Below are 20,868 nucleotides of genomic sequence, written 5' to 3' on the forward strand. Positions count from 1 at the left end.
AGGCTAGGGTCCGGACGCGTTGCCCGGAAGGTCGGCAGCCTCGTCCACGTCGGCCAGTTCGTCGACAAGGGCGATGCGGGCGCCGGGGACAGAGGCGATGCTGTCGGCCAGCGCATGTGGCGTGGACCAGCGCACGTTGTCGAAGAGGGTCGCGGGCAGGCGGGCGCCGCCCCGCACCCCGACCAGCCAGTAGCCGCCATCCGTCGCGGGGCCGAAGACCACATCGTGGTCGCCCAGGGCGCGGAAGGCCCGCCAGAGCGCGGCGCGGCTGACGTCGGGAATATCGGCGCCGATCAGGCAGACCGGGCCGGGCCCGGCGGCGCGCAGGGCGCGCGCCATGCGGTCCCCCAGCGTGCCGGTGCCCTGCGCGATGCGCGGCAGGGCGGGCAGGGCGCGTGTCGCGACGGCGCGGTCGGGGGCCACCGCCAGCACCACGCGCCAGCGCGGGTCGCGGATGTCGCGCAACAGTCGCCGGACCCGGTGGCGGAACCACCAGGCGGCGGCGATCAAGCCGATATCCCGCGCCAGCCGGGTCTTGACCCGGCCGGGGCGCGGCTCCTTGACCATGACGATCAGGGTGCCGCGCATTCCAGAACCATGTCGCGATGCGGGATGCCGGCGTCGTCGTAGCTGTCCCCGCGCGGCACGAAGCCCAGCCGCTCGTAGAAGGGGATGGCGTATTCCTGGGCGCTGAGCGCAATGCCCCGGACACGGGGATCGGCAGTCAGCCGCGCGATGCCCTCGCGCACCAGCGCCGCGCCAAGCCCGGTGCCCCGGTGCGAGGGCAGGACGCAGATGCGCCCGATCCGGCCCGTGCCCTTCGCGACCAGCAGCCGCGCGGTGCCCACCGGCGTGCCACCGTCCAGAGCCAGCAGGTGCAGGGCGGCGGCGTCGAGGTCGTCCCATTCCTCGGCCTCGGGGATGCCCTGTTCGTCGATGAAGACCGCCCGGCGCAGCGCGTGGCAGGCCGCAAGGTCCTCCGTGGCCCGGACCGTCGCGGTCACGCGAAATACTCGGTCAGGATGCGGCTGTAGATCGCCTTCAGCTGGCCGATCTGGGCGACCTCGACCCGTTCGTCCACCGCGTGCATGGTCTTGCCCACGAGGCCGAATTCCACCACCGGGCAGTGATCCTTGACGAAGCGCGCGTCCGAGGTGCCGCCCGTGGTGGACAGCTCCGGCGTGACGCCGGTCTCGGCCTCGACGGCGCGGGCCACCAGATCCGACAGCGGCCCCGGGGGCGTCAGAAAGCTTTCGCCCGAGATGCTGATCCGCAGGCCGGTGCGCGTGCCGAAGGCCTGATCCACCGCCGCCGCCTCTGTGCGCAGCCACTCGGACAGCGCGGCGCCGGTATGCGTGTCGTTGAAGCGGATGTTGACGCAGCTCGTGACCTTGCCGGGGATCACGTTGGTCGCCGGGTTGCCGGTGTCGATGGTCACCACCGCCAGCGTCGAGGGGTCGAAATGCTCGGTGCCCTCGTCCAGCTTGTGCGAGGCCAGCCGGTCCATCAGCCGGGCCATGGCCGACAGAGGGTTCACCGCGCGGTGCGGATAGGCGGAATGGCCCTGCACGCCTTCCACCTCGAACCAGGCCGACATCGACCCGCGCCGCCCGATCTTCATCATCTGGCCCATGTGGTCGGGGCTGGTCGGCTCTCCGACAAGGCAGACGGCCATGCGCTCCTGCTCATGCGACATCCAGTCCAGCAGGGCGGTGGTGCCGTCGGTGGCATCGCCCTCTTCGTCGCCGGTGATGGCAAGGATCACCGCGCCGTCGGGCGGCGTCTGCGTCACGAAATCCACGGCGGCGGCGGCAAAGGCGGCCACGCCGGACTTCATGTCCGTCGACCCGCGCCCATAGAGGAAGCCGTCCACGATCTCGGCGCCGAAGGGGTCCTGCGTCCAGTCCTCGCGGCGGCCGATCGGCACCACGTCGGTATGCCCGTTGAAGCCGAAGGTCCGGACATGGCCCTTCTGGCCCCAGCGCGCGAAGAGGTTCGGCGTGCCGTTGCGGTCGACCCGCGTGCAGGCAAAGCCCGCCCCCTCCAGCAGCTCTTGCAGGGCAACCAGCGCGCCGCCTTCCTCGGGCGTGACAGAGGGGCAGCGCACAAGGCGGGCGGTCAGGGCGACGGGATCGGTCATGGGGGCTCCTTCGGCGGGTCACCCCTTGGCTACCCGCTGCCCGCGGTCTTGGCAAATGTGGCGCAACTGCACCAGCGGGCGCGGCGGAAGGGCAGGGCGCGCCGCGCCATGGCGGGGCGGGGGCGGGGCGTGCTAGGCTGGGCAAAACAGACGACGAGGCCCGGCACCGACCGGCCCGCAGAGCAGGACGACAGGCCATGACCCCGCATTCCCCCCGCGCCGGGATCCTACCGCGATGAGCTGGATCGGGCTTTGCGGACAGGGCCGCGCATGGACCTGCCCCCGCCGCGTCGCGGCCACCGCGCCAGAGCGGCATGTCCTGATGCCGCGCGGCTCGATCATGATCGAGACCCGCGTCCCGCCCGAGGAGCGCCCGCAGACGCTGCTTTATTACCGCCGCGAACATCCCTGGCCCGGCACCATCTCTGTGCAGGCCATGCCGGGGGGCGGCATCATTCTCGTGCTGGATCAGGGTGGCGAGGTCTTCCACACCGTGCTCGAACGCCGCAACGACAGCCGCGTCGACCTGCTGCGCGTGACCTTTTCATGGGACAGCGAGGCGCGGCGCGGCTGGCTGACGGTCGAGCAGCCGGGCACCGACACCGTCGACACGACCGAGACGCCGCCGCCGCCGCCCTTCCTGATGGAGGATGTCTTTACCCTGTGCCACCGCCCGCAGCTGGTGACGCGGGACCCGGACGTGATCTTCCACGCCGTTTCCGAGGCGGTCGAGCCGGTCGGCCCGATGCCGGGGCTCGTGGCGCAGGTGCCGGTGCTGACCCCGCAGGGCTACCGCCGCGCCGGCGACCTGCGTCTGGGCGATACGGTGACCACCCGCAATGCAGGCGTGGTGCCGGTTCTGGCGCGGGTGACCCGGCGGATGCCCGCGCTTGGCTCGTTCCGGCCGGTGCGGCTGCGGGCGCCCTATTTCGGCCTGACGCGCGATCTGGTGGTCGCACCCTACCAGCGCATGGTGATCGGCGGGTCAGAGGTCGAATACATCTTCGGGCGGCAGGCGGTGCTGATCCCGGCGCTGGCGCTGGTGAACGGCTTTGCCGCCGTCTACGAGGAAGGTCATGACCTCGTCCGCTACCACCAGCTTCTGCTGCCGGGGCACGAGCCGGTGATCTCCGCCGAGGCGGAACTGGAAACGCTTTATGTCGGGCGCCTGCGCCGCCGCCGGGAATTCCTGCAAAGGACGCTTCTTGCGGATGTGCCGCCGGGGCTGATCCCTGAACATGCCCGCGCGGGGCTGAAGATCCTGCGGCCCTTCGAGGCGATCACCCTTGCCGAGGCGCGCGCCGCCTGACCGGCCTTTGACGGATGCCCGGGGCGCGTGGCCCTTCCCGTCAGTCGAAGAACGGAGAGACCTGCGCCACGATCACCGCGTTCTCGGCCAGCGCGCGCGCCATCAGTTCGCGCTCGTCGTCCTCGATCTCCTGCCCGGCGGCCTCGCGTTCCTCGGGCGTGCCGTAGCCGGTCACGTCCAGCGGCGCCATATCCGCCTGTTTCAGGATCGCGACGGTCTCGCGCACGGCCTCGGCCTCGTCCACGCCCGAGGCGTAGCACATCAGCGCCGCGCCGGTCGCCTTGTCCGGCAGACCGTCCCCGGCCTTGCGACCGACCTCGACTAGCAGGGTAAAGACCTGCTGGATGCGCTTTTCCTTTGTCATGCCGCGGGAGTGCGCCGCGCGGCCCCGCTTGTCAAGCGCGACAGCGGCATCCGGCTTGCCGCGAGGTCGCCGGGGCAGGGGCGTCATGCCCCCGGTGTCCCGGTTTGTTGCCAAGGCGCAGGGTGGGGGGCGTCCCGGAGGCGCGCCATCCAAGACAGCCTTGGCGCCCGGTGGCAGGACGCCGCGCGCGGTGCGGGGGACAAGGACAGGCGCCTCCGGCAGTGCCCGGTCCTGTCGGCGGTTGGCGCGGCTCCGGCGCCCCCACCAGGCCATCACGCCCCGCGAAAGGTGATCTCCACCGTCACGGCGATGGCGTAGACCACCATCATCAACACCGATTCCACGCCGATCCGCGCCGGCCCCTCGCGCTGGCGCAGGATCAGCCCGGCCAGCAGGATCACCGTCATCACCAGCCCGGTGGCAAGCCAGAACAGGTCTTCCCTTCCGGCGGCGTGATAGATCGACCCGTCGCGGTAAGCCACGTCCGAGAACACCAGGAAAAGCGTGTCGAAGGTGTTGCCGCCGATGATCCCGCCAACCGCCAGTTGCAGCGCGCCCCGCCGGACCGCGGTCAGCGTCGTCACCAGTTCCGGCAGCGAGGTCACCACCGCCGTTCCCAGGGCGCCGACCATGCTGGAGGACAACCCGAACCGGCCAATCACGGTGGTGCCGATCTGGCTGATCACCCAGCCCGCCGTTCCCATGATCGCGACCAGCCCGGCGAATGCGGCGGCCTGCCGGTGCCAGGGCCTGCCGGCCTCGTCCTCGTCCTCGGGTTCGTCGGCTCGGGTGTCCGAGGTCCTGACCGGGCGCCACATCGGCTGGTCCCGCATCCAGGCCGTCAGCCGCACGCCGCCGACATAGGCCACGGCCAGCACCACCGACACCGGGTGCACCCCCCAGGCCGAGACATCCGGCCCGGCCATGGCGGCCACTGGCAGGCTGAGAAAGCCGATCAGCAGCACCGTCTGGAACAGGTTCGCGGGCTCCGCCGCCGCATGCTCGAGGTTCGGCCCGCGATAGAACAGGTCGGCCAGCGCAAGGAACAGGGTCTGCGCCGCGATGCCGCCGACGGCATTCGAGACGGCGAAACTCGCATCGCCCTGAGAGGCGGCGGTCACCGAGACGACAATGCCGGACAAAGAGGTGGCGGCGCCCAGCACGATCCCGCCCGCCATGGCCTCTCCCATGCGGGTGCGGTCGGCAATGACGTCCGCAAGGCCGGTGGCCCGGATCGAGGCCGCGACGACGATGGCGGCGGTGGCGATGAAGAGGATGAAAAGGGCGGGGGTCGTCAGGTCCGCGATCATGCCGCGGACCCTTCGGATGCGTGGCTCAACCGGTCAGCCGATCTTGCGGTAGCCCCAGATCAGCAGGCTGGCCCCGATGATGCCGACGATCAGCTGCGGGATCCATGCGTCGGCGGCGTAGATGCCGATCAGCGACAGGATGAGGTTCAGCACAACCGCGCCGATGATCCCGAGCAGGATGTTGAGAAACAGGCCGGTGTCGGCCTTCATGATCATGCTGGCGATCCAGCCCGCCAGCCCGCCGACAATGATCGATCCGATAAATCCGAGACCCATGAAATATCCCCCTGAAGGTGTTGCGCTATCACAGCTGCAACGCGGAAGCGGGGGTCTGGTTCCCGAAAGGTTTGGGGGAGGGGCCCCGGCAGGGCTGTCCCGGTCCCGACGGCCTGCGGGCGGGCGCCGAAGATGGGGCCGGAAAGGCCGCCCCCAAGACCCTCGCGGGCCTGCGCGCGCAGGGGGGGGGCGGCGCACAGGACCGGGCCGGGGGACAGCCCCCACCCCGCCCCTGCGGATTGCCGATCAGTCGCGCAGCAGCTCGTTGATGCCGGTCTTCGAGCGCGTCTTCTCGTCCACGCGCTTGACGATCACCGCGCAGTAGAGGTTCAGGTTGTTCTTCGTCGGCATGGAACCGGAGACGACCACCGAATAGGGCGGCACCTCGCCATAGGTGACCTCGCCGGTCTCGCGGTCGACGATCTTGGTGGACTTGCCGATGTAGACGCCCATGCCCAGCACAGAGCCCTCGCGCACGATGCAGCCCTCGACCACCTCGGACCGCGCGCCGATGAAGCAGTTGTCCTCGATGATCGTCGGACCGGCCTGCATCGGCTCCAGCACGCCGCCGATGCCGACGCCGCCGGAGAGGTGCACGCCCTTGCCGATCTGCGCGCAGGATCCGACCGTGGCCCAGGTGTCGACCATGGTGCCCTCGCCGACATAGGCGCCGAGGTTCACGAAAGAGGGCATCAGCACCGCACCCGGCGCGATATAGGCCGAGCGCCGCACGACGCAGTTCGGCACCGCGCGGAAGCCGGCGGTCTTCCAGTCCTCCGCGCCCCAGCCCTTGAACTTGCTGTCGACCTTGTCCCACCAGCCAGAGCCCTGCGGCCCGCCGGACTGCTCTTCCATGTCCTTGATCCGGAAGCCCAGAAGCACCGCCTTCTTGGCCCACTGGTTGACGTGCCAGTCGCCGCTTGCCTGCTTTTCGGCCACGCGCAGCTTGCCGCTGTCCAGCGCGTTCAGCGTCTCTTCGATGGCGTCGCGCGCCTCGCCCGTGGTGGCGGGGGTGATGGTGTCGCGCGCCTCCCAGGCGGCTTCGATGGCGGTTTCAAGCTGAGCGTTGGACATCTGTCCCTCCCGGTCCGGATCAGGTTTCAACGCCCTATAGCGGGCGCGGGCGATACCGGCAATGCCGCGCGCCCCGCCAACGTGGCCCCGCAGCCTCCGGCAGGGATGCCACAGAGCCGAAAGACCACGCCCGCCCGCCCCTTCTTCTGTCCGGAAGTATCCCCGCCGGAGGCATCCCGCGTCGCCGCAGGCGCCATCCTCCCCGACACGCGCGCGCCCAGGGTTTCTTCTTGGTCCCAATACCTCCGCCGGAGGCAACCGCCCCCACCGGTCGCCGCTAGGCCAGCGGGTCGGGCGCGACGTTGCCGCCGCAGACCAGAACCGCCACACGCTCGTCCGGCTCGGGCTGGTAGATGCCCCAGCGCAGCGCGGCCAGGGCGCAGGCGCCGGCCGGTTCGACCAGGATGCGGTGCGCCTGCCAAAGCGCCGTCTGCGCCGCAAGGATGGCGCCGTCGGGCACCTCCAGCACCGGCGTGCCGTCCCGGCGCACCAGGTCGTGGCAGATCGACCCGATCCGCCGCGCCCCCAGCGCATTGGCCGCCACGCCCGAGACGCCGATGTCCACCGGCCCGCCGTTCTTCAGCGCCGAGGCCAGCGTGTTGCAGCCGATCGGCTCGACCGCGACGATCTTGCGCCGCCCGTCGTTCCACGCCAGCGACCCGCCGATCAGCCCGCCGCCGCCGACGGCGATCAGCACCGTGTCGGCCTCCAGCCCCTGCTCCTCCCATTCGCGCAGGCAGGTGCCCTGTCCGGCCACCGTTCCCGGCGCGTCGTAGGCATGGACCTGCATGGCGCCGCGCTCTGTTTCCCAGCGTTGCGCCATGGCCATCGCGTCGGCGTATTCTCCCGGCACCACCGTCAGCCCGGCGCCGGTGCGCTTGATCAGGGCGATCTTCGAGGGACCGGCGATCTCGGGCACGAAGATCTGCGCCGGGATGCCCAGCCGTGCCGCCGCAAAGGCCACCGCCGCGCCGTGATTGCCGCCCGAGGCCGCGACGACCCCGCCCTCGGGCACCTCCGCCGCCAGCAGGGTGTTGAAGGCCCCGCGCGCCTTGAAGCTGCCGGTGTGCTGCATCTGCTCCAGCTTCAGCGCCACCGGGCGTTCCCACAGCGCCGCGCTCTCCATCACCGGGGTGCGCACGACATGCCCCGAAATGCGCCCCGCTGCCGCCTCGATCGCGCTCTGCCAGTCCATGCCTGCTCTCCTTCTGGTCATCCGAAGCGCCACGCTATACCTGTGGACCAAGGCCAACAAGGAGCGCCCGCATGACCGAAGACCGCCGCAATCCGCTGCGCGACGCGCATCTCGACCGCGCAACGGCAAAGCATATCCCGGACACGCCGCAGTCACGCTCTCCCAGCTATCGCCTCGCCTTTGCGGACGAGGATTTCCTTTGTCGGGACGAGTTGCGGCCCGTGCGCCTGCAGCTGGAGCTGCTGAAGTACGAGATGCTGATGGACGAACACGGCATCGAGGGCACGGTGGTTCTGTTCGGCGGCGCGCGCATCCCGGAACCGGCGAAGAAGGACACCGCGCGCACCGAGACGCTGGCAGAGCTGACGCGCTTCTACGACGAGGCCCGCAGCTTTGCCCGGCTGATCACGCGCAAGTCCATCGCGGCGGAGAACCGCGACTGGGTGATCGTCACCGGCGGCGGCCCCGGCGTGATGGAGGCGGGCAACCGCGGCGCCGCGGACGAGGGCGGCGTCTCCATCGGGCTGAACATCGTGCTGCCGCACGAGCAGGCGCCGAACCCCTACGTGACGCCGCATCTCGCCTTCAACTTCCATTACTTTGCCATTCGCAAGATGCATTTCCTGATGCGCGCCCGCGCCGTCTGCGTCTTTCCGGGCGGCTTCGGCACGCTGGACGAGCTGTTCGAGGCCCTGACCCTGATCCAGACCGGCCGCATGCGCCCGGTGCCCTTCCTGCTCTTTGGCCGGGACTTCTGGGAAAGCATCGTCAACTGGCAGGCGCTGGCCGAGGCCGGAACGATTTCCCAGCAGGACCTTGGCCTGTTCCAGCTTGTCGAGACCGCCGAAGAGGCGCTGGAGATCATCGAGGCATGGGAGCCGCAGCCGCGTCGCGGCGATATCCCGGACCGGTAACTCCGTCTTCGGGGGGGCAATGCAGGGGGCCTGAAGAGGGAGGGCCTGAGCGCGGGGGGCAGCCCTTCCTTGTGCCGCGCCGCCCTGCGGCCGCGCTCCGCCTGCGTCTTCGGCCTTGCTTTGCCGATGGCGCTTTCGGTGGGGACGCGGCCTGTCCGAAGGCCGCGTCGGGTCTAGAGGGCCTCTTCGGCGACCTTCTTCGCCTCGACAGGGGCAACCGACGCCGCCGGTTCCACCCAGCGGGCGATGACAGAACGCGCGGCGGCCTCGTCGCGCGCATCGATGGCCTGCCGCAGGTCCTTCAGGGCCGTGGCGACCTCGAATTCGGACAGGAAGCTTTCCTGCGCGCGCAGGATCTTGGGGTGCGGCGTCGTCAGCATATCCGCCGAGATCAGCAGTTCCTCGTGCAGTTTCTCACCCGGGCGCAGGCCGGTGATGCGGATTTCGATGTCGCCCTCGGGGTTGTCGCGGTCGCGGACCTCGTAGCCCGCGCCCTCGATCATCTGGCGCGCCAGTTTCTTGATCGGCACCGGGTCGCCCATGTCCAGCACGAAGACATCGCCGCCGCGCGCGAAGGATCCGGCCAGCAGCACCAGCCGGGCGGCTTCGGAAATGGTCATGAAATAGCGCGTCACGTTCGGATCGGTCAGCGTGACCGGGCCGCCGTTCAGGATCTGCTCCTGGAACAGCGGGATGACAGAGCCGGAAGAGCCCAGAACGTTGCCGAAGCGCACCATGGAAAAGCGGGTGCCGGGGCTGCGCGCGGCAAGATCCTGCACGCTGAGTTCGGCCAGCCGCTTCGAGGCGCCCATGACGTTTGTCGGCCGCACGGCCTTGTCCGTCGAGACGAGGATGAACCGCTCGACGCCGCTGGTGCGCGCGGCATCCGCCATGACCTTCGTGCCAAGGACATTGTTGCGCAGGCCGCTGATGACGTTCTGGCTTTGCTCGACCATCGGCAGGTGCTTGTAGGCGGCGGCGTGCAGGACCACCTCGACCCGGTGCCGGGCCATGGTCTCGCACATCAGCGGCTCGTCGAGGACCGAGCCCAGAACCGGCACCACGGTCAGCCCGTCGCCCAGCTCGCGCAGTTCCTTGTCGATGCTGTAGAGCGCATGTTCCGAGTGATCGACCAGCACGAGGCAGTCGGGTTTGCAGTCCAGCAGCTGGCGGCAGAGTTCCGACCCGATCGACCCGCCCGCGCCGGTCACCAGGATGCGGCGGCCGGTATAGGCGTGGCTGACACCGGGCAATTCCTTTTCCAGCCGGTTGCGGCCCAGAAGATCGTGCAGCGAGACCGGGGTCACCTTCTGACGCAGTTCGGCTTCGCCCACCAGCGCCGCGAAGGAGGGCACGGCGTGGACCTCGCAGCCGATGTGGCGCAGGCGGTGGGCGATGCGGGCGATCTTGGGGGCGCTGAGCGAGGGCATCGCGAGCACCACGCGGTCGATGTCCTTCTTGTCGACCAGGGACTTGATGGCCGAGGGCGAATAGACCCGCAGGTTGGCGATCATCAGGCTTTGCAGGGTCGGGTTGTCGTCGATGAAGGCGACGGGCTGCACGGCGTCGTCGGTGCGCAGCGCCGCGACAAGCTGCTGGCCGGTCTGGCCGGCGCCGTAGATCAGGACACGCGACACGTCCCGCCGGCTGCGGTAGATCTGTACGGTTGCCTGACGCAGAAGCACCCGCCAGCTGGCCGAGACAACCAGCAGCAGAAGCGAGAAGATCACGAAGACACTGGCAGGCAACAGCCCCAGCGTAAGCTGATCGATGGAGGCGCCCAGCAGGCCGAGCGTGGCGGCATAGGTCGCCGTGCGGATCACGCCGCGCAGCTCGTAGTCGTTCAGCCGGCAGCGGGTCAGGCCGATCCGCCACCCGAAGACGGTCCCGGCAATGCTCAGGATCGCGGCAAGCGGAAGCACGGCCCGAAGCGTTTCGAGATTGGCGGTGGCATCGGCCGCAAGGACAAGCGCGGCGAACAGGCACAGGGGGATAACGATCGCGTCGACAAGCACGAAAACCGCTTGTTTCTGAGCCCGGCTCATACCAATCACGACGTTATAAAGCATCCGTATTGAGTCCCTCTGCCCGTTCCACCAGATCTGTATTCGTTCTTGGACCCGGATGCGTGCCGCGACCGGCTTTGCGGATCTTGACCGTCCGCTGCAGGTTTGTTGGCGCCAAAAAACTGCCAAACTCCTTCGACTTCTAGTGTATCGTACACAAATCCGGCAAGTCTGGAATTTCTGCGCTTGCGAGAATCGGCGCAAAAGCCGCCGGTGGACTCGGAATTTGCCTCAGGAGAGGCCAGAGTTTCCCGCGCAGGCCAATTTCCTGCACGCAACGGGCAGCGAATCGCCCTTTCACCCGTACCGTGGCTGCGGTATGCACCGCGCCAGCCGCGCGGACCCCTGTCCGCGGGCACCGAAACCGATAGGAGGGCCGTATGGGCTACCGTATTGTCGTTGCGGGCGCCACGGGCAACGTGGGCCGCGAAATGCTGAACATCCTTGCCGAGCGGGGGTTTCCCGTCGACGAGATCGCCGTGCTGGCATCCCGCCGGTCGCTGGGGACAGAGGTCAGCTTTGGCGACAAGACTCTGAAGACCCAGGACCTTGCCACTTTCGACTTCACCGGCTGGGATATCGCGCTCTTTGCCGTGGGCTCCGGTCCGACGAAGGAATTCGCGCCCAAGGCGGCAAAGGCCGGCTGCGTGGTGATCGACAACTCGTCGCTCTACCGCTACGACCCGGACGTGCCGCTGGTGGTGCCGGAAGTGAACGCCGAGGCCGTCGACGGCTACACCAAGAAGAACATCATCGCGAACCCCAACTGCTCGACCGCGCAGATGGTGGTGGCGCTGAAGCCGCTGCATGACCGCGCCAAGATCAAGCGCGTCGTGGTGTCGACCTACCAGTCGGTCTCGGGCTCGGGCAAAGAAGCCATCGACGAGCTCTGGGACCAGACCAAGGCGCATTACAACCCGACCGACGACTACCAGCGCAAGGTCTACCCGAAGGACATCGCCTTCAACGTGATCCCGCACATCGACGTCTTCATGGAGGACGGCTCGACCAAGGAAGAGTGGAAGATGGTCGCGGAGACGAAGAAGATCATCGACCCTTCGATCAAGCTGACCGCGACCTGCGTGCGCGTGCCGGTCTTCGTTGGCCACTCCGAGGCGATCAACATCGAGTTCGAGGAGTTCCTCGACGAGGACGAGGCGCGCGACATCCTGCGCGAGGCGCCGGGCCTCATGGTGATCGACAAGCGCGAGGACGGCGGCTACGTCACGCCCAAGGAATGCGTGGGCGATTTCGCGACCTTCATCAGCCGGATCCGGCAGGACGCGACGATCGACAACGGCCTGAACCTCTGGTGCGTGTCGGACAACCTGCGCAAGGGCGCCGCGCTGAACGCGGTGCAGATCGCCGAGGTTCTGGGCCAGCGCTGCCTGAAAAAGGGCTGACGGCTCTTCCAGCCTGTTGCGACCGGCCGGTTCGGATCCCCGAACCGGCCGGTTTGCGTTTCGGGGCCGGGAGGCGGTGGGCGGATACCTCTTTCGGATAGGGCGCCCTGTGCCTTGGGGTGCCCCAACTATGCCCGAAACTTGTCGCAATTGCCCGCAAGCCCTGCTAGGAATCGTGTCAGGCCAGAGCGCGGTTTGCAGCGCCCCGGTCGCGATGACGCAGCGCCACGGCGTGCCGGATCTCTCTCCTACTCTCTCACACAATCCGGCATGCCGCGGCTCCGGGCGCCTGCGCCCGGCGCGGTCGAACCGCGCGCAGCCCTTGCCCGAACCGCACTGACGTGTTGTGCGGATCGGCCCCCGGAACCAAGTCCAACAGCCAGAAACGGCCTTGCCGCTTTGCCCGGCATGGCGGCGGTCGATGCGACCCGGCGCCAGATGACGTGGACAGCGTTTCGCTCAGGTGCTCCGACCTTCGCGCGGATGGTTAAGGCATCCTTGCCACAATCGTGAAAATGCGGGGCGACTGTCGCCGTCCGGGCCATGGCCTGTCCAATTTTTGCCGCAATCTGTTGCGACCCTCGATTCAGGGGCAGCAGGAAAGCAGGCAAGGAGCCTATCATGCGCCATCAGACCGAATTCAGGCTCGACCGGACCGTCCTTCAGTCTTTGGGTGGCCTACCGGCCCCGCTGGATTGTGAAACCAACGCGCTGTTGCGGCTTTTCCTTGCCCCCATCCTCGAAACCGCGCCCGATTGGGCAAGCCTTGCCGAGGCGCTTGGCGAAAAGGGCTATGACCTGTGCTTCCGCGAGGGCCATCTGGTGATCCTGAACGATCTCGGTGAGGCGCTGTGCACCGGCAGCGACATCGGTGTGCCCATGGCGCGGATTGCAGGGCGCATTGGGCGGCCCTGCGTGCGTGCGCATCGCGACGGACACTCGGGCAGGCTCTGGCAGGCCTGACCCGGGCGCGCGACAGAAGTGCCCGCGCCGACCCGCGCCCCGCGCCGTCGGCCCGGGGCGCGAAGGCCAATCCCGTCAGATCGCGGCGAATTCGTCGGTGGCGGGGTCCAGATGTTCCAGCCCGCCCTCGGCGATCTCGTTCCAGACACCGTGCAGCGACAGCTGCCGCGCGGCCACGGCCTTTTCGACGAAGGGGAAGGTCATCAGGTTGCGTAGCGAGGTGCGGATGGCTTCCTTCTCGAAGGCTTCGGGCTTGTTCTCGGCGTCCTTGATCGCCTCGTAGCCGGGCCGCAGGATATCCATCCAGCGCCCGACGAAAGAGGTCTGGTCCTCCAGCTCGGGGGCGCGGCCTTCGCACATGTCCAGACAGCCCTGCACACCGCCGCAGCGCGAATGGCCGACCACCACGATATGCGCGACCTTCAGCGCGGTGACCGCGTATTCCACCGCCGCTGAGGTGCCGTGCTGGTTGCCGTCGGGCTCATAGGGCGGCACGAGGTTCGCGATATTGCGGTGGATGAAGAATTCGCCCTGATCGGCGCCGAAGATCGACGTGACGTGAACCCGCGAATCGCAACAGGCGATGATCATGGCGCGGGGCCGCTGCCCTTCGGTCGCGAGGCGCCGATACCAGGCGCTGTTCTCGGCGTAGGCCGTTGCTTTCCAGCCCTGAAAACGCTGGACGAGGAAGGTGGGCAGGGGGCGGACGAACTCCATGGCTTGCTCCAGTCATGTCATGTTCGCCTTGAATTACGCAGGATTCGCGGGAAATTCGAGCGAAAACCATCTTGGCGGCTAACCTTTTGACAAGGCCGCCCCTGCAAGGTGCGCCTGCCGTGGGGGCCATGAATGGGGTGCGTTGTGACAGAGGTAACCTTCATCGCGCCGGTCGAAAGACCGGCCATGAATACTGCGCAGATCGAAACGCTGTGCTGCGATCTTGGCCCGAATGCCGCCGAGGACGTGGTCTGCCGCGCGATGGAGGAACTGGCCCTGCGGCTCTGCATCATTGAACAGCAGGCCGACGCCGGCCCGCGCAGGGATATGCACAAGGGCCTGAAGGCGCTGGCCGCCATCGCCGACCAGATCGGCCTGTCCACGCTCAGCCGGGTCGCGCATGACGTCATGGCCTGCATCGAATACGGAGACCGCGTGGCAGAGGCGGCGACCCTGGCGCGGCTGGCCCGCACCGGCGAACGCTCATTGACCGAACTCTGGGACATCAGCGCCTTTTCTCTGTGACCCCTTGCGGCTGTCGGCGGCGGGGATAGGCTGCGCGCCAACCAGACAGGAGCCGCCATGCCCCCCCGTTTCGCCGAACCCGATGCCGCAACCCTGACCCTGCATGTGATCGAGGCCGACGCCCTGTCCGGCTGGCTCGACGGGCAGGAGGCGCAGACCCGCGCCTGGGTCGAGGCAAGCGGCTTCAAGGGCGCCCTGGGGCAGGCGCTGATGCTGCCGGGCGCGGGTGGCAGGCCCGCGGGCGCGGTTGCGGGCTACGGCACCGCCTCGGCCCGCGCGCGGCTGCGCTTCGCTCTGGCCGGGGCCATTCCGTCTCTGGCGCCGGGGTCCTACCGGCTTGCGGGCCTGCCTGACGCTGCCGCGCCGACAGAGGCGCTGGGCTGGCTGCTCTCGTCCTACCGCTTCGACCGCTACCGCGCGAATGCGCCGCAGGAACAGCAGCTCGTCGCCCCCGAGGGCGTGGATGCCGCCCGGCTCGAAGTGCTGGCGGCCAGCGAATGCCTGACCCGCGATCTGGTCAACACCCCCGCCGCTGACATGGGCCCCGAAGCGCTGGAACAGGCGGTGCGCGCCCTCGCGTCCGAGTTCGACGCCGCCATCGAGGTGACCACGGGCGCGGCGTTGGAAAGCGGTTTCCCGATGATCCACGCGGTGGGCCGCGCCGCTGCGCAGGCGCCGCGCCTGATCGACCTGCGCTGGGGCGACGAAGGCCCGCGCCTGACGCTGGTCGGCAAGGGCGTGTGCTTCGACACCGGCGGGCTGAACCTGAAGCCGGGGTCGTCCATGGGGCTGATGAAGAAGGACATGGGCGGCGCCGCCAATACCATCGGTCTCGCCCGGGCGATCATGGCGCTGGGGCTGAAGGTGCGCCTGCGCCTGCTGATCCCGGCGGTGGAAAACAGCGTCGCGGGCAACAGCTTCCGCCCCGGCGACATCCTGACCTCGCGCAAGGGGCTGACGGTGGAAATCAACAACACCGATGCCGAGGGGCGGCTGGTGCTGGCCGATGCGCTGGCCCTGGGCGACGAAGAGGCGCCCGAGCTGATGATCTCGATGGCCACGCTGACCGGCGCGGCGCGTGTCGCCGTCGGCCCGGACCTCGCGCCCTTCTACACCGACGCCGAAGACTTCAACGCCGCGCTGACTGCCGCCTCGGGGCCGCAGGCGGACCCGGTCTGGCGCATGCCCTTCCACGAACCCTACGAGGCGATGATCGAACCCGGCATCGCGGACCTCGACAACGCGCCCTCTGGCGGCTTCGGCGGCTCGATCACCGCCGCGCTCTTCCTGCGGCGCTTCACCGGGCAGGCGGCGCGCTACGCCCATTTCGACATCTATTCCTGGCAACCCACGGCGGCCCCGGGCCGCGCCAAGGGCGGCCTGATGCAGGGCCCGCGCGCCATCCTCGCGGCGCTGCCAGAGGTGCTGGGCCTGTGACGGACCGCCGCCTGACGCCGTTCAACGGGCGCGTCGCGGCGCTGCACCTGAAAGGCACCGTCGCGGCGGAGCGCTTCGCAGAGCCGGAAGCGCATCGCGTGGTGGCACCCCTCTCCGACCTGCGCGCCGCGCCCGATGGCCCGCGCGAGCGCCAGCTTCTGAGGGGCGAGACCTTTCTGACGCTGGAGGCACGCGACCAGATGGTCTTCGGCTACGCCGAGAAGGACGGCTACTGCGGCTGGATCGCCGCCGCCGACCTGACCGGTGCGCCGCCCGAGGCACCCACGCACCGCGTCAAGGTCGCCCGCAGCTACGGCAAGTCGACGCCCGGTCTCAAGGCATTCGGCAGCGTCACGCCGCTGTCGCTCGGCATGCGGCTGCCGGTTCTGGAGACGGCGGAGGGCTGGTCCCGGATCGCGTGGTCGCGCGGCGCGGCTCCGCAAGATCTCTTCGTGCCCTCCGGCCATCTGGCGCCGCTGGACAGCCCCGAGACGGAGCCGGTCCGGGTCGCGGAACGCCTGATCCACACACCCTACCTCTGGGGCGGCAACTCGGCCTTCGGCATCGACTGCTCGGGGCTGGTTCAGGCCGCGCTCCTGGCCTGCGGCATCCCGTGCCCCGGCGACAGCGACCTGCAGGAGAAGGGGCTGGGCGACACCCTGCCTCCCGGCACGCCGCCGCAACGCGGTGACCTGATGTTCTGGAAAGGCCATGTCGCCTGGGTCGCGGACCGCGACACCCTCCTGCACGCCAATGCCTTCCACATGGCCGTGGCCTCCGAGCCAATCGCGGAAGCCCTCCGGCGCATCGCCGAACAGGGCGACGGCCCCGTCACCCGCCACGCCCGCCTGACCTGAGCGGCAAGGGCTAGGTCACCTGCCACAGATGCCTGCCTGCCCCCCGCAGAGACCGCAGCCCTCCGCAGGCGGGCCGACCGCCCGTCACGCCGTCTGCGTGGCACGGGCCGCAGGCCGCCTCCGGTCCATCGCCCCGGCCAGGCCGCGCCTGTCTCTCCATCCTCCCCCCGCTTCTCTGGTCCCGCAAATACCGCGGGGGCGCCCCGCAGGGGCGGGGGCAGAGCCCCCTCCGACGCCGCCCGCCGCGCGACGACCCGGACGTCGAGCTTCAACCGCGCCCTTGAGCCGCCGCCCGCGACCTGCCACGCTCCGCCCAGAGCCAGCAAGGAGCCGCCATGCCCTCCGATCCCTTCTTCCACCCGGTTTCGGGCTTCGACCTGCCGCGCTTCGCCGGGGTGCCGACCTTTATGCGCCTGCCGCAGGTCACGCCGGATCACCCGCGCTTCGCGGAGGTCGAGATCGGCCTCGTCGGCGTGCCCTGGGACAGCGGGACGACGAACCGCCCCGGTCCGCGCCATGGGCCGCGGCAGCTGCGCGATGCCTCGACCATGATCCGCGCCCAGCACGCGACCACCGGAATGCGCCCCTTCGAGGCGGCGCATTGTGCCGACCTCGGCGATGTCGGCCCGAACCCGGCGGATATCGCCGACACGATGACCCGCATCACCGCCTTCTACGACGGGCTGGTGGCCAAGGGTATCCGTCCGCTGACGGCGGGTGGCGACCACCTGACCTCGCTCCCGGTCCTGCGCGCGCTGGCCAAACCGGGCCCGCTTGGCATGATCCACTTCGACAGCCATACGGACCTCTTCAAATCCTACTTCGGCGGCACGCTCTACACCCATGGCACCCCCTTCCGCCGTGCGGTCGAGGAACGCCTTCTGGATCCGAAGCGGGTGATCCAGATCGGCATCCGCGGCACCATGTACGACACCGAGGACCGCGACTTCGCCAGGGCCAACGGCATCCGGATCGTGACCATCGAAGAGCTTTTCCAGCGCGGCATCCCCGAGGTCATGCAGGAGGCCCGAGAGGTCGTGGGCACCCGGCCCTGCTATGTCAGCTACGACATCGACTTCGTCGACCCGGCCTTCGCGCCCGGCACCGGCACACCCGAGGTCGGCGGACCGAACAGCTTTCAGGCGCTGCAGGTCTGCCGCGAACTGGCGGGGCTGGATATCGTCGGCGCGGACCTGGTCGAGGTCTCGCCGCCCTTCGACGCCAGCGGCGGCACTGCCTTCCTCGGCGTGTCGGTGATGTTCGAACTGCTCTGCGCGATGCTGGCGCAATAAGCGCCTCTCCCGCGCACCGCCTGCCCGGCGGGCCAGCCCCGGGACCAAAGACGCAAAGGCGCCCGCCCGCGGCCCGCGCCCGGAATTTTCCAAAAATTCCGATCCGGAAACTTTGAAAGTTTCCGTCTACTCCACCGCGCGGATCAGCTTGCGCTCCAGCACCCGCAGGACCGTGCGCAGGTCGGACCCGCGCTTCAGCGCCTGCCCGTCCATGCCGAAAACCGCATATTGCCCCTGCCGCCCGCGCAGCTTGGGCCGTTTCTCGATCCGGTAAAGCGGCGTCTCGGCGGTCCGCCGGAAGACCGAGAAGACCGCAACCTCGCGCAGCGAGGAGATGCCGTAGTCGCGCCACTCTCCGGCGGCCACCATGCGCCCGTACAGCGACAGGATCACGTTGAGCTCGTTGCGCTGAAAGGCGACCACCTCGTCTGGGGGCGCGCCGCGACCGGGGAAGGGCGTCAGGCTGTTCATGCCACCAGAGTTGCGCTCTTTCAGAGGCAAATCAAGGGGTCAGGCGAACCGGGTGCGAGACCCGGGGGCCGGGGCGGGCAGGGCGGGCATATCGGCGTCGCCGCTGTCCAGCCAGGCCTCGGCATCGGGGGTCAGGCGGGCATAGGCAGCGGCGACGGCGCTGTGCAGATCGCCCGCCGGGATATCCTCGGGCAGCACGCCGGGCGGCACCTCGGGCCAGAGCAGGATCAGCCGCCGCCACCGGTGGATCAGCAGGACACGGGCCGCCGCGCAGTCCAGCGGAGGGCCTGCAAACCCCTGCAGCGCCGTCAGGTCCTTGCCCAGGCGTTCCAGCGCCGCGCGGTGCCCCGGCTCCAGTGCCTGCCAGATCTCGCGCGCGCTTTCGGGCGCCAGCCGGCCGGTCAGCCGAAACCCCTGCGCAGTGTTGGCCACCGGCCCCGGCCGCAGCCATCCGCCGGCCAGGCGCAGCCCGCGCGGCGGCTCGCGGGTGTCGAAGACCCATTCCCTGGCCCGGCCCCCGGGCGCGGCATAGATTCGCGCGGTGGCGGGGCCGAAGTCTTCCAGCCCGCGCGGGGTCAGGCTGTAGCTGCTGGTGCGCCCGCTGCGCGTGCTCTGCACCCAGCCGTCCGAGGACAGCCGCGAGAGCGCGGTCCGCAGGGCGCCGGTCTCGATGCCGATGCGCCCCAGCAGGCGGCTCAGCCGCTGCGTTGCCACATGCCCGCCGCGATGCTGCACGCAGTCCCCGAAAATCGTGATCACGATGGACCAGACCCGCGGGCGACCATCCGCGTTCAGGCTTTCGATCAGGGGCGACAAGCGGTCCATACCCCTGATTAGACGCGCTTTCCGCTGCGGCGCAAGCCTGCCCTCTGTTATTCCTTGACCGACCGGTCGGTTTTAGGCATCGTCACGGGCAGGGAGGATAGGGCATGACACCGGAAGAGCGCGCAAGCCGCTCGGCCCGGGCGATGTGGGCGCAGGACGCCGCAAGCCAGGGCATGGGCATGGTGATCGAGGCCATCGCGCCCGGTCGCGCCACGCTGACGATGACGGTCCGGCCCCACCACCTGAACGGGCATGGCATCTGTCACGGCGGCTTCATCTTCACCCTCGCCGACAGCGCCTTCGCCTTTGCCTGCAACAGCTACAACGCCCTGACGGTGGCGCAGGAGAACCAGATCACCTTCCTGTCCCCGGGCCGGGACGGCGAGCGCCTGACCGCCACCTGCGAAGAGCAGGCGCGGCAGGGGCGTTCGGGCATCTACGACGTGCGCGTGACCGGCGAGGACGGGCGCACCGTGGCCCTGATGCGGGGCCTCTCGCGGCAGGTGACTGGCCGGCATTTCGACGAAGAGGAGACCGGCGATGCGTGAGGCATGGCTTTGTGCGGGCACCCGCACCCCCATCGGGCGCTACGGCGGCGCGCTTTCCGGCGTCCGCCCCGATGACCTGCTGGCGGGCGTGATGCGCGCCGTGGTTCCCGCAGGCCTGAAGGTCGACGAGGTCATCATGGGCTGCGCCAACCAGGCGGGCGAGGACAACCGCAACGTCGCCCGCATGTCGGCGCTGCTGGCCGGGCTGGGCGAAGAGGTGCCGGGCGTCACGGTGAACCGGCTTTGCGGCTCCGGCCTCGACGCGCTGGCCATGGCCATGCGGCAGGTGAAATGCGGCGAGGCCGAGGTGATCGTGGCGGGCGGCGTCGAATCCATGTCGCGCGCGCCCTTCGTCATGCCCAAGGCGACGCAGGCCTTCACCCGCGCCAACGAGGTCTTCGACACCACCATCGGCTGGCGCTTCGTCAACCGGCAGATGAAGGCGCAGTTCGGCGTCGATTCGATGCCCGAGACCGCCGAGAACCTCGCCGCCGACTTCGGCATTTCCCGCGCCGATCAGGATGCCTTTGCGCTGCGCTCGCAGGAACGCGCCGCCGCCGCCATCGCCTCGGGGCGTATGGCGCGGGAAATCACCCCGGTCACGATCCCGCAGCGCAGGGGGGATGCGCGGGTGGTCGACACCGACGAACACCCGCGCGCCACGACCCTCGACAGGCTCGCCAGCCTGTCGACACCCTTCCGCGAGGGCGGCAGCGTGACGGCGGGCAATGCCTCGGGGGTCAACGACGGGGCCTGCGCGCTGATCGTCGCCTCTCCGCAAGCCGCGGAAAAGCACGGGCTGACCCCCATGGCGCGGCTGATCGGGGCCGCGACGGCGGGGGTGGCGCCGCGCATCATGGGCTTCGGTCCCGCGCCCGCGACGGACAAGCTGCTGGCCCGTCTTGGGCTGGGCATCGCCGAGATGGACGTGATCGAGCTGAACGAGGCCTTCGCCGCGCAGGCCCTTGCCGTGACGCGCCACCTCGGCCTGCCGGACGATGCGGGTCACGTGAACCCCAATGGCGGCGCCATCGCTCTGGGTCACCCGCTGGGCATGTCCGGCGCCCGCCTCGCCCTGACGGCGGCGCATTCGCTGGCCGGGGGCGGGCGTTACGCGCTTTGCACCATGTGTATCGGCGTGGGGCAGGGGATCGCGCTGGTCATGGAACGCCTCTGAGCGCG

General features: G+C 69.4%; 22 protein-coding genes. 10 read left to right on the forward strand and 12 right to left on the reverse strand.

Annotated features, from left to right (window positions below):
• Nucleotides 1-3: 3 nt before the first annotated feature.
• Genes ACN5KJ_RS14035 through dapE form a run of 3 tightly spaced genes read right to left on the reverse strand, consistent with a single transcriptional unit; the run spans nt 4 to nt 2,140 of the window.
• Complete coding sequence (locus tag ACN5KJ_RS14035; protein WP_418594685.1) at nt 4-588, reverse strand: TIGR04282 family arsenosugar biosynthesis glycosyltransferase; 585 nt, start codon at nt 586-588, stop codon at nt 4-6.
• Entirely contained in the window at nt 573-1,004 is a 432-nt protein-coding gene (locus ACN5KJ_RS14040) for a GNAT family N-acetyltransferase (protein WP_418594686.1), read from the reverse strand. Before ACN5KJ_RS14040 ends, ACN5KJ_RS14035 begins: the two co-directional genes overlap by 16 nt.
• Complete coding sequence (gene dapE / locus ACN5KJ_RS14045) at nt 1,001-2,140, reverse strand: succinyl-diaminopimelate desuccinylase (RefSeq protein ID WP_418594687.1); 1,140 nt, start codon at nt 2,138-2,140, stop codon at nt 1,001-1,003. Before dapE ends, ACN5KJ_RS14040 begins: the two co-directional genes overlap by 4 nt.
• 235 nt (nt 2,141-2,375) lie before the next feature.
• Between dapE and ACN5KJ_RS14050 the strand changes: the two genes are divergently transcribed.
• Complete coding sequence (locus ACN5KJ_RS14050) at nt 2,376-3,449, forward strand: Hint domain-containing protein (RefSeq protein WP_418594688.1); 1,074 nt, start codon at nt 2,376-2,378, stop codon at nt 3,447-3,449.
• Between the two features lie 40 nt (nt 3,450-3,489).
• Here the strand turns inward: ACN5KJ_RS14050 and ACN5KJ_RS14055 are convergent, their stop codons facing one another.
• The 5 genes from ACN5KJ_RS14055 to ACN5KJ_RS14075 all read right to left on the reverse strand — a co-directional run bounded on the left by ACN5KJ_RS14055 (nt 3,490) and on the right by ACN5KJ_RS14075 (nt 7,668).
• Entirely contained in the window at nt 3,490-3,813 is a 324-nt protein-coding gene (locus ACN5KJ_RS14055; RefSeq protein WP_206566416.1) for a hypothetical protein, read from the reverse strand.
• 272 nt (nt 3,814-4,085) lie between these two features.
• Entirely contained in the window at nt 4,086-5,123 is a 1,038-nt protein-coding gene (locus ACN5KJ_RS14060) for a sodium:calcium antiporter (RefSeq protein ID WP_418594689.1), read from the reverse strand.
• A gap of 33 nt (nt 5,124-5,156) precedes the next feature.
• Nucleotides 5,157-5,399: a GlsB/YeaQ/YmgE family stress response membrane protein gene (locus ACN5KJ_RS14065; protein WP_347166053.1), complete on the reverse strand. Its 243-nt coding sequence runs from the start codon at nt 5,397-5,399 to the stop codon at nt 5,157-5,159.
• Between the two features lie 246 nt (nt 5,400-5,645).
• A complete protein-coding gene (dapD, locus tag ACN5KJ_RS14070) occupies nt 5,646-6,473 on the reverse strand; it encodes a 2,3,4,5-tetrahydropyridine-2,6-dicarboxylate N-succinyltransferase (RefSeq protein ID WP_418594690.1) in 828 nt (275 codons plus the stop codon).
• A gap of 277 nt (nt 6,474-6,750) precedes the next feature.
• Nucleotides 6,751-7,668: a threonine/serine dehydratase gene (locus ACN5KJ_RS14075; protein ID WP_418594691.1), complete on the reverse strand. Its 918-nt coding sequence runs from the start codon at nt 7,666-7,668 to the stop codon at nt 6,751-6,753.
• Between the two features lie 71 nt (nt 7,669-7,739).
• Here ACN5KJ_RS14075 and ACN5KJ_RS14080 point away from each other — a divergent pair, with 71 nt between their 5' ends.
• Nucleotides 7,740-8,582 carry a TIGR00730 family Rossman fold protein gene (locus ACN5KJ_RS14080; protein ID WP_418594692.1) on the forward strand — a complete coding sequence of 281 codons (843 nt, stop codon included), beginning with the start codon at nt 7,740-7,742 and terminating at the stop codon, nt 8,580-8,582.
• A 173-nt stretch (nt 8,583-8,755) separates the two neighbouring features.
• On the opposite strand, the gene ACN5KJ_RS14085 is transcribed toward ACN5KJ_RS14080, so the two are convergent.
• A complete protein-coding gene (locus ACN5KJ_RS14085) occupies nt 8,756-10,651 on the reverse strand; it encodes a polysaccharide biosynthesis protein (RefSeq protein ID WP_418594693.1) in 1,896 nt (631 codons plus the stop codon).
• A 377-nt stretch (nt 10,652-11,028) separates the two neighbouring features.
• Here ACN5KJ_RS14085 and ACN5KJ_RS14090 point away from each other — a divergent pair, with 377 nt between their 5' ends.
• A complete protein-coding gene (locus ACN5KJ_RS14090) occupies nt 11,029-12,051 on the forward strand; it encodes an aspartate-semialdehyde dehydrogenase (RefSeq protein ID WP_347166048.1) in 1,023 nt (340 codons plus the stop codon).
• A 621-nt stretch (nt 12,052-12,672) separates the two neighbouring features.
• A complete protein-coding gene (locus ACN5KJ_RS14095) occupies nt 12,673-13,014 on the forward strand; it encodes a hypothetical protein (protein ID WP_347166047.1) in 342 nt (113 codons plus the stop codon).
• 75 nt (nt 13,015-13,089) lie between these two features.
• On the opposite strand, the gene ACN5KJ_RS14100 is transcribed toward ACN5KJ_RS14095, so the two are convergent.
• The gene (locus ACN5KJ_RS14100) at nt 13,090-13,731 is read right to left on the reverse strand and encodes a carbonic anhydrase (protein ID WP_347166046.1); all 642 of its coding nucleotides are present in this window, start codon (nt 13,729-13,731) and stop codon (nt 13,090-13,092) included.
• 186 nt (nt 13,732-13,917) lie between these two features.
• On the opposite strand from ACN5KJ_RS14100, the gene ACN5KJ_RS14105 reads away from it, so the two are divergent.
• From ACN5KJ_RS14105 to speB, 4 genes are all read left to right on the forward strand, one after another.
• On the forward strand, nt 13,918-14,256 hold the full coding sequence (locus tag ACN5KJ_RS14105) for a hypothetical protein (protein WP_418594694.1): 339 nt from the start codon (nt 13,918-13,920) through the stop codon (nt 14,254-14,256).
• 57 nt (nt 14,257-14,313) lie between these two features.
• On the forward strand, nt 14,314-15,693 hold the full coding sequence (locus ACN5KJ_RS14110; RefSeq protein ID WP_418594695.1) for a leucyl aminopeptidase family protein: 1,380 nt from the start codon (nt 14,314-14,316) through the stop codon (nt 15,691-15,693).
• Nucleotides 15,690-16,550 carry an NlpC/P60 family protein gene (locus ACN5KJ_RS14115; RefSeq protein WP_418594696.1) on the forward strand — a complete coding sequence of 287 codons (861 nt, stop codon included), beginning with the start codon at nt 15,690-15,692 and terminating at the stop codon, nt 16,548-16,550. Before ACN5KJ_RS14110 ends, ACN5KJ_RS14115 begins: the two co-directional genes overlap by 4 nt.
• A 335-nt stretch (nt 16,551-16,885) precedes the next feature.
• A complete protein-coding gene (speB, locus tag ACN5KJ_RS14120) occupies nt 16,886-17,842 on the forward strand; it encodes an agmatinase (protein ID WP_418594697.1) in 957 nt (318 codons plus the stop codon).
• A gap of 126 nt (nt 17,843-17,968) precedes the next feature.
• Here the strand turns inward: speB and ACN5KJ_RS14125 are convergent, their stop codons facing one another.
• Nucleotides 17,969-18,313 (reverse strand): DUF2794 domain-containing protein, encoded by a 345-nt coding sequence (locus ACN5KJ_RS14125; protein WP_347166042.1) that lies wholly within the window; start codon nt 18,311-18,313, stop codon nt 17,969-17,971.
• Nucleotides 18,314-18,352: 39 nt separating this feature from the next.
• The gene (locus ACN5KJ_RS14130) at nt 18,353-19,129 is read right to left on the reverse strand and encodes a PaaX family transcriptional regulator C-terminal domain-containing protein (RefSeq protein ID WP_418594698.1); all 777 of its coding nucleotides are present in this window, start codon (nt 19,127-19,129) and stop codon (nt 18,353-18,355) included.
• Between the two features lie 113 nt (nt 19,130-19,242).
• Here ACN5KJ_RS14130 and paaI point away from each other — a divergent pair, with 113 nt between their 5' ends.
• Together paaI and pcaF are read left to right on the forward strand one after the other, a co-directional pair.
• Nucleotides 19,243-19,686, forward strand: coding sequence for a hydroxyphenylacetyl-CoA thioesterase PaaI (paaI, locus tag ACN5KJ_RS14135; protein ID WP_418594699.1), 444 nt, complete (start codon nt 19,243-19,245; stop codon nt 19,684-19,686).
• Entirely contained in the window at nt 19,679-20,863 is a 1,185-nt protein-coding gene (gene pcaF / locus ACN5KJ_RS14140; RefSeq protein ID WP_418594700.1) for a 3-oxoadipyl-CoA thiolase, read from the forward strand. The genes paaI and pcaF overlap by 8 nt, the downstream gene beginning before the upstream one ends.
• Nucleotides 20,864-20,868 lie beyond the last annotated feature (5 nt).

This window comes from Ponticoccus sp. (in: a-proteobacteria), assembly GCF_048381735.1.

What these genes read in the sequence shown, in the direction of transcription:
- ACN5KJ_RS14035 (WP_418594685.1), bottom strand. Translation starts at nt 588, where the DNA reads ATGCGCGGCACCCTGATCGTCATGGTCAAGGAGCCGCGCCCCGGCCGG.
- dapE (WP_418594687.1), bottom strand. Translation starts at nt 2,140, where the DNA reads ATGACCGATCCCGTCGCCCTGACCGCCCGCCTTGTGCGCTGCCCCTCT.
- ACN5KJ_RS14050 (WP_418594688.1), top strand. Translation starts at nt 2,376, where the DNA reads ATGAGCTGGATCGGGCTTTGCGGACAGGGCCGCGCATGGACCTGCCCC.
- ACN5KJ_RS14055 (WP_206566416.1), bottom strand. Translation starts at nt 3,813, where the DNA reads ATGACAAAGGAAAAGCGCATCCAGCAGGTCTTTACCCTGCTAGTCGAG.
- ACN5KJ_RS14060 (WP_418594689.1), bottom strand. Translation starts at nt 5,123, where the DNA reads ATGATCGCGGACCTGACGACCCCCGCCCTTTTCATCCTCTTCATCGCC.
- ACN5KJ_RS14065 (WP_347166053.1), bottom strand. Translation starts at nt 5,399, where the DNA reads ATGGGTCTCGGATTTATCGGATCGATCATTGTCGGCGGGCTGGCGGGC.
- dapD (WP_418594690.1), bottom strand. Translation starts at nt 6,473, where the DNA reads ATGTCCAACGCTCAGCTTGAAACCGCCATCGAAGCCGCCTGGGAGGCG.
- ACN5KJ_RS14075 (WP_418594691.1), bottom strand. Translation starts at nt 7,668, where the DNA reads ATGGACTGGCAGAGCGCGATCGAGGCGGCAGCGGGGCGCATTTCGGGG.
- ACN5KJ_RS14080 (WP_418594692.1), top strand. Translation starts at nt 7,740, where the DNA reads ATGACCGAAGACCGCCGCAATCCGCTGCGCGACGCGCATCTCGACCGC.
- ACN5KJ_RS14085 (WP_418594693.1), bottom strand. Translation starts at nt 10,651, where the DNA reads ATGCTTTATAACGTCGTGATTGGTATGAGCCGGGCTCAGAAACAAGCG.
- ACN5KJ_RS14090 (WP_347166048.1), top strand. Translation starts at nt 11,029, where the DNA reads ATGGGCTACCGTATTGTCGTTGCGGGCGCCACGGGCAACGTGGGCCGC.
- ACN5KJ_RS14095 (WP_347166047.1), top strand. Translation starts at nt 12,673, where the DNA reads ATGCGCCATCAGACCGAATTCAGGCTCGACCGGACCGTCCTTCAGTCT.
- ACN5KJ_RS14100 (WP_347166046.1), bottom strand. Translation starts at nt 13,731, where the DNA reads ATGGAGTTCGTCCGCCCCCTGCCCACCTTCCTCGTCCAGCGTTTTCAG.
- ACN5KJ_RS14105 (WP_418594694.1), top strand. Translation starts at nt 13,918, where the DNA reads ATGAATACTGCGCAGATCGAAACGCTGTGCTGCGATCTTGGCCCGAAT.
- ACN5KJ_RS14110 (WP_418594695.1), top strand. Translation starts at nt 14,314, where the DNA reads ATGCCCCCCCGTTTCGCCGAACCCGATGCCGCAACCCTGACCCTGCAT.
- speB (WP_418594697.1), top strand. Translation starts at nt 16,886, where the DNA reads ATGCCCTCCGATCCCTTCTTCCACCCGGTTTCGGGCTTCGACCTGCCG.
- ACN5KJ_RS14125 (WP_347166042.1), bottom strand. Translation starts at nt 18,313, where the DNA reads ATGAACAGCCTGACGCCCTTCCCCGGTCGCGGCGCGCCCCCAGACGAG.
- paaI (WP_418594699.1), top strand. Translation starts at nt 19,243, where the DNA reads ATGACACCGGAAGAGCGCGCAAGCCGCTCGGCCCGGGCGATGTGGGCG.
- pcaF (WP_418594700.1), top strand. Translation starts at nt 19,679, where the DNA reads ATGCGTGAGGCATGGCTTTGTGCGGGCACCCGCACCCCCATCGGGCGC.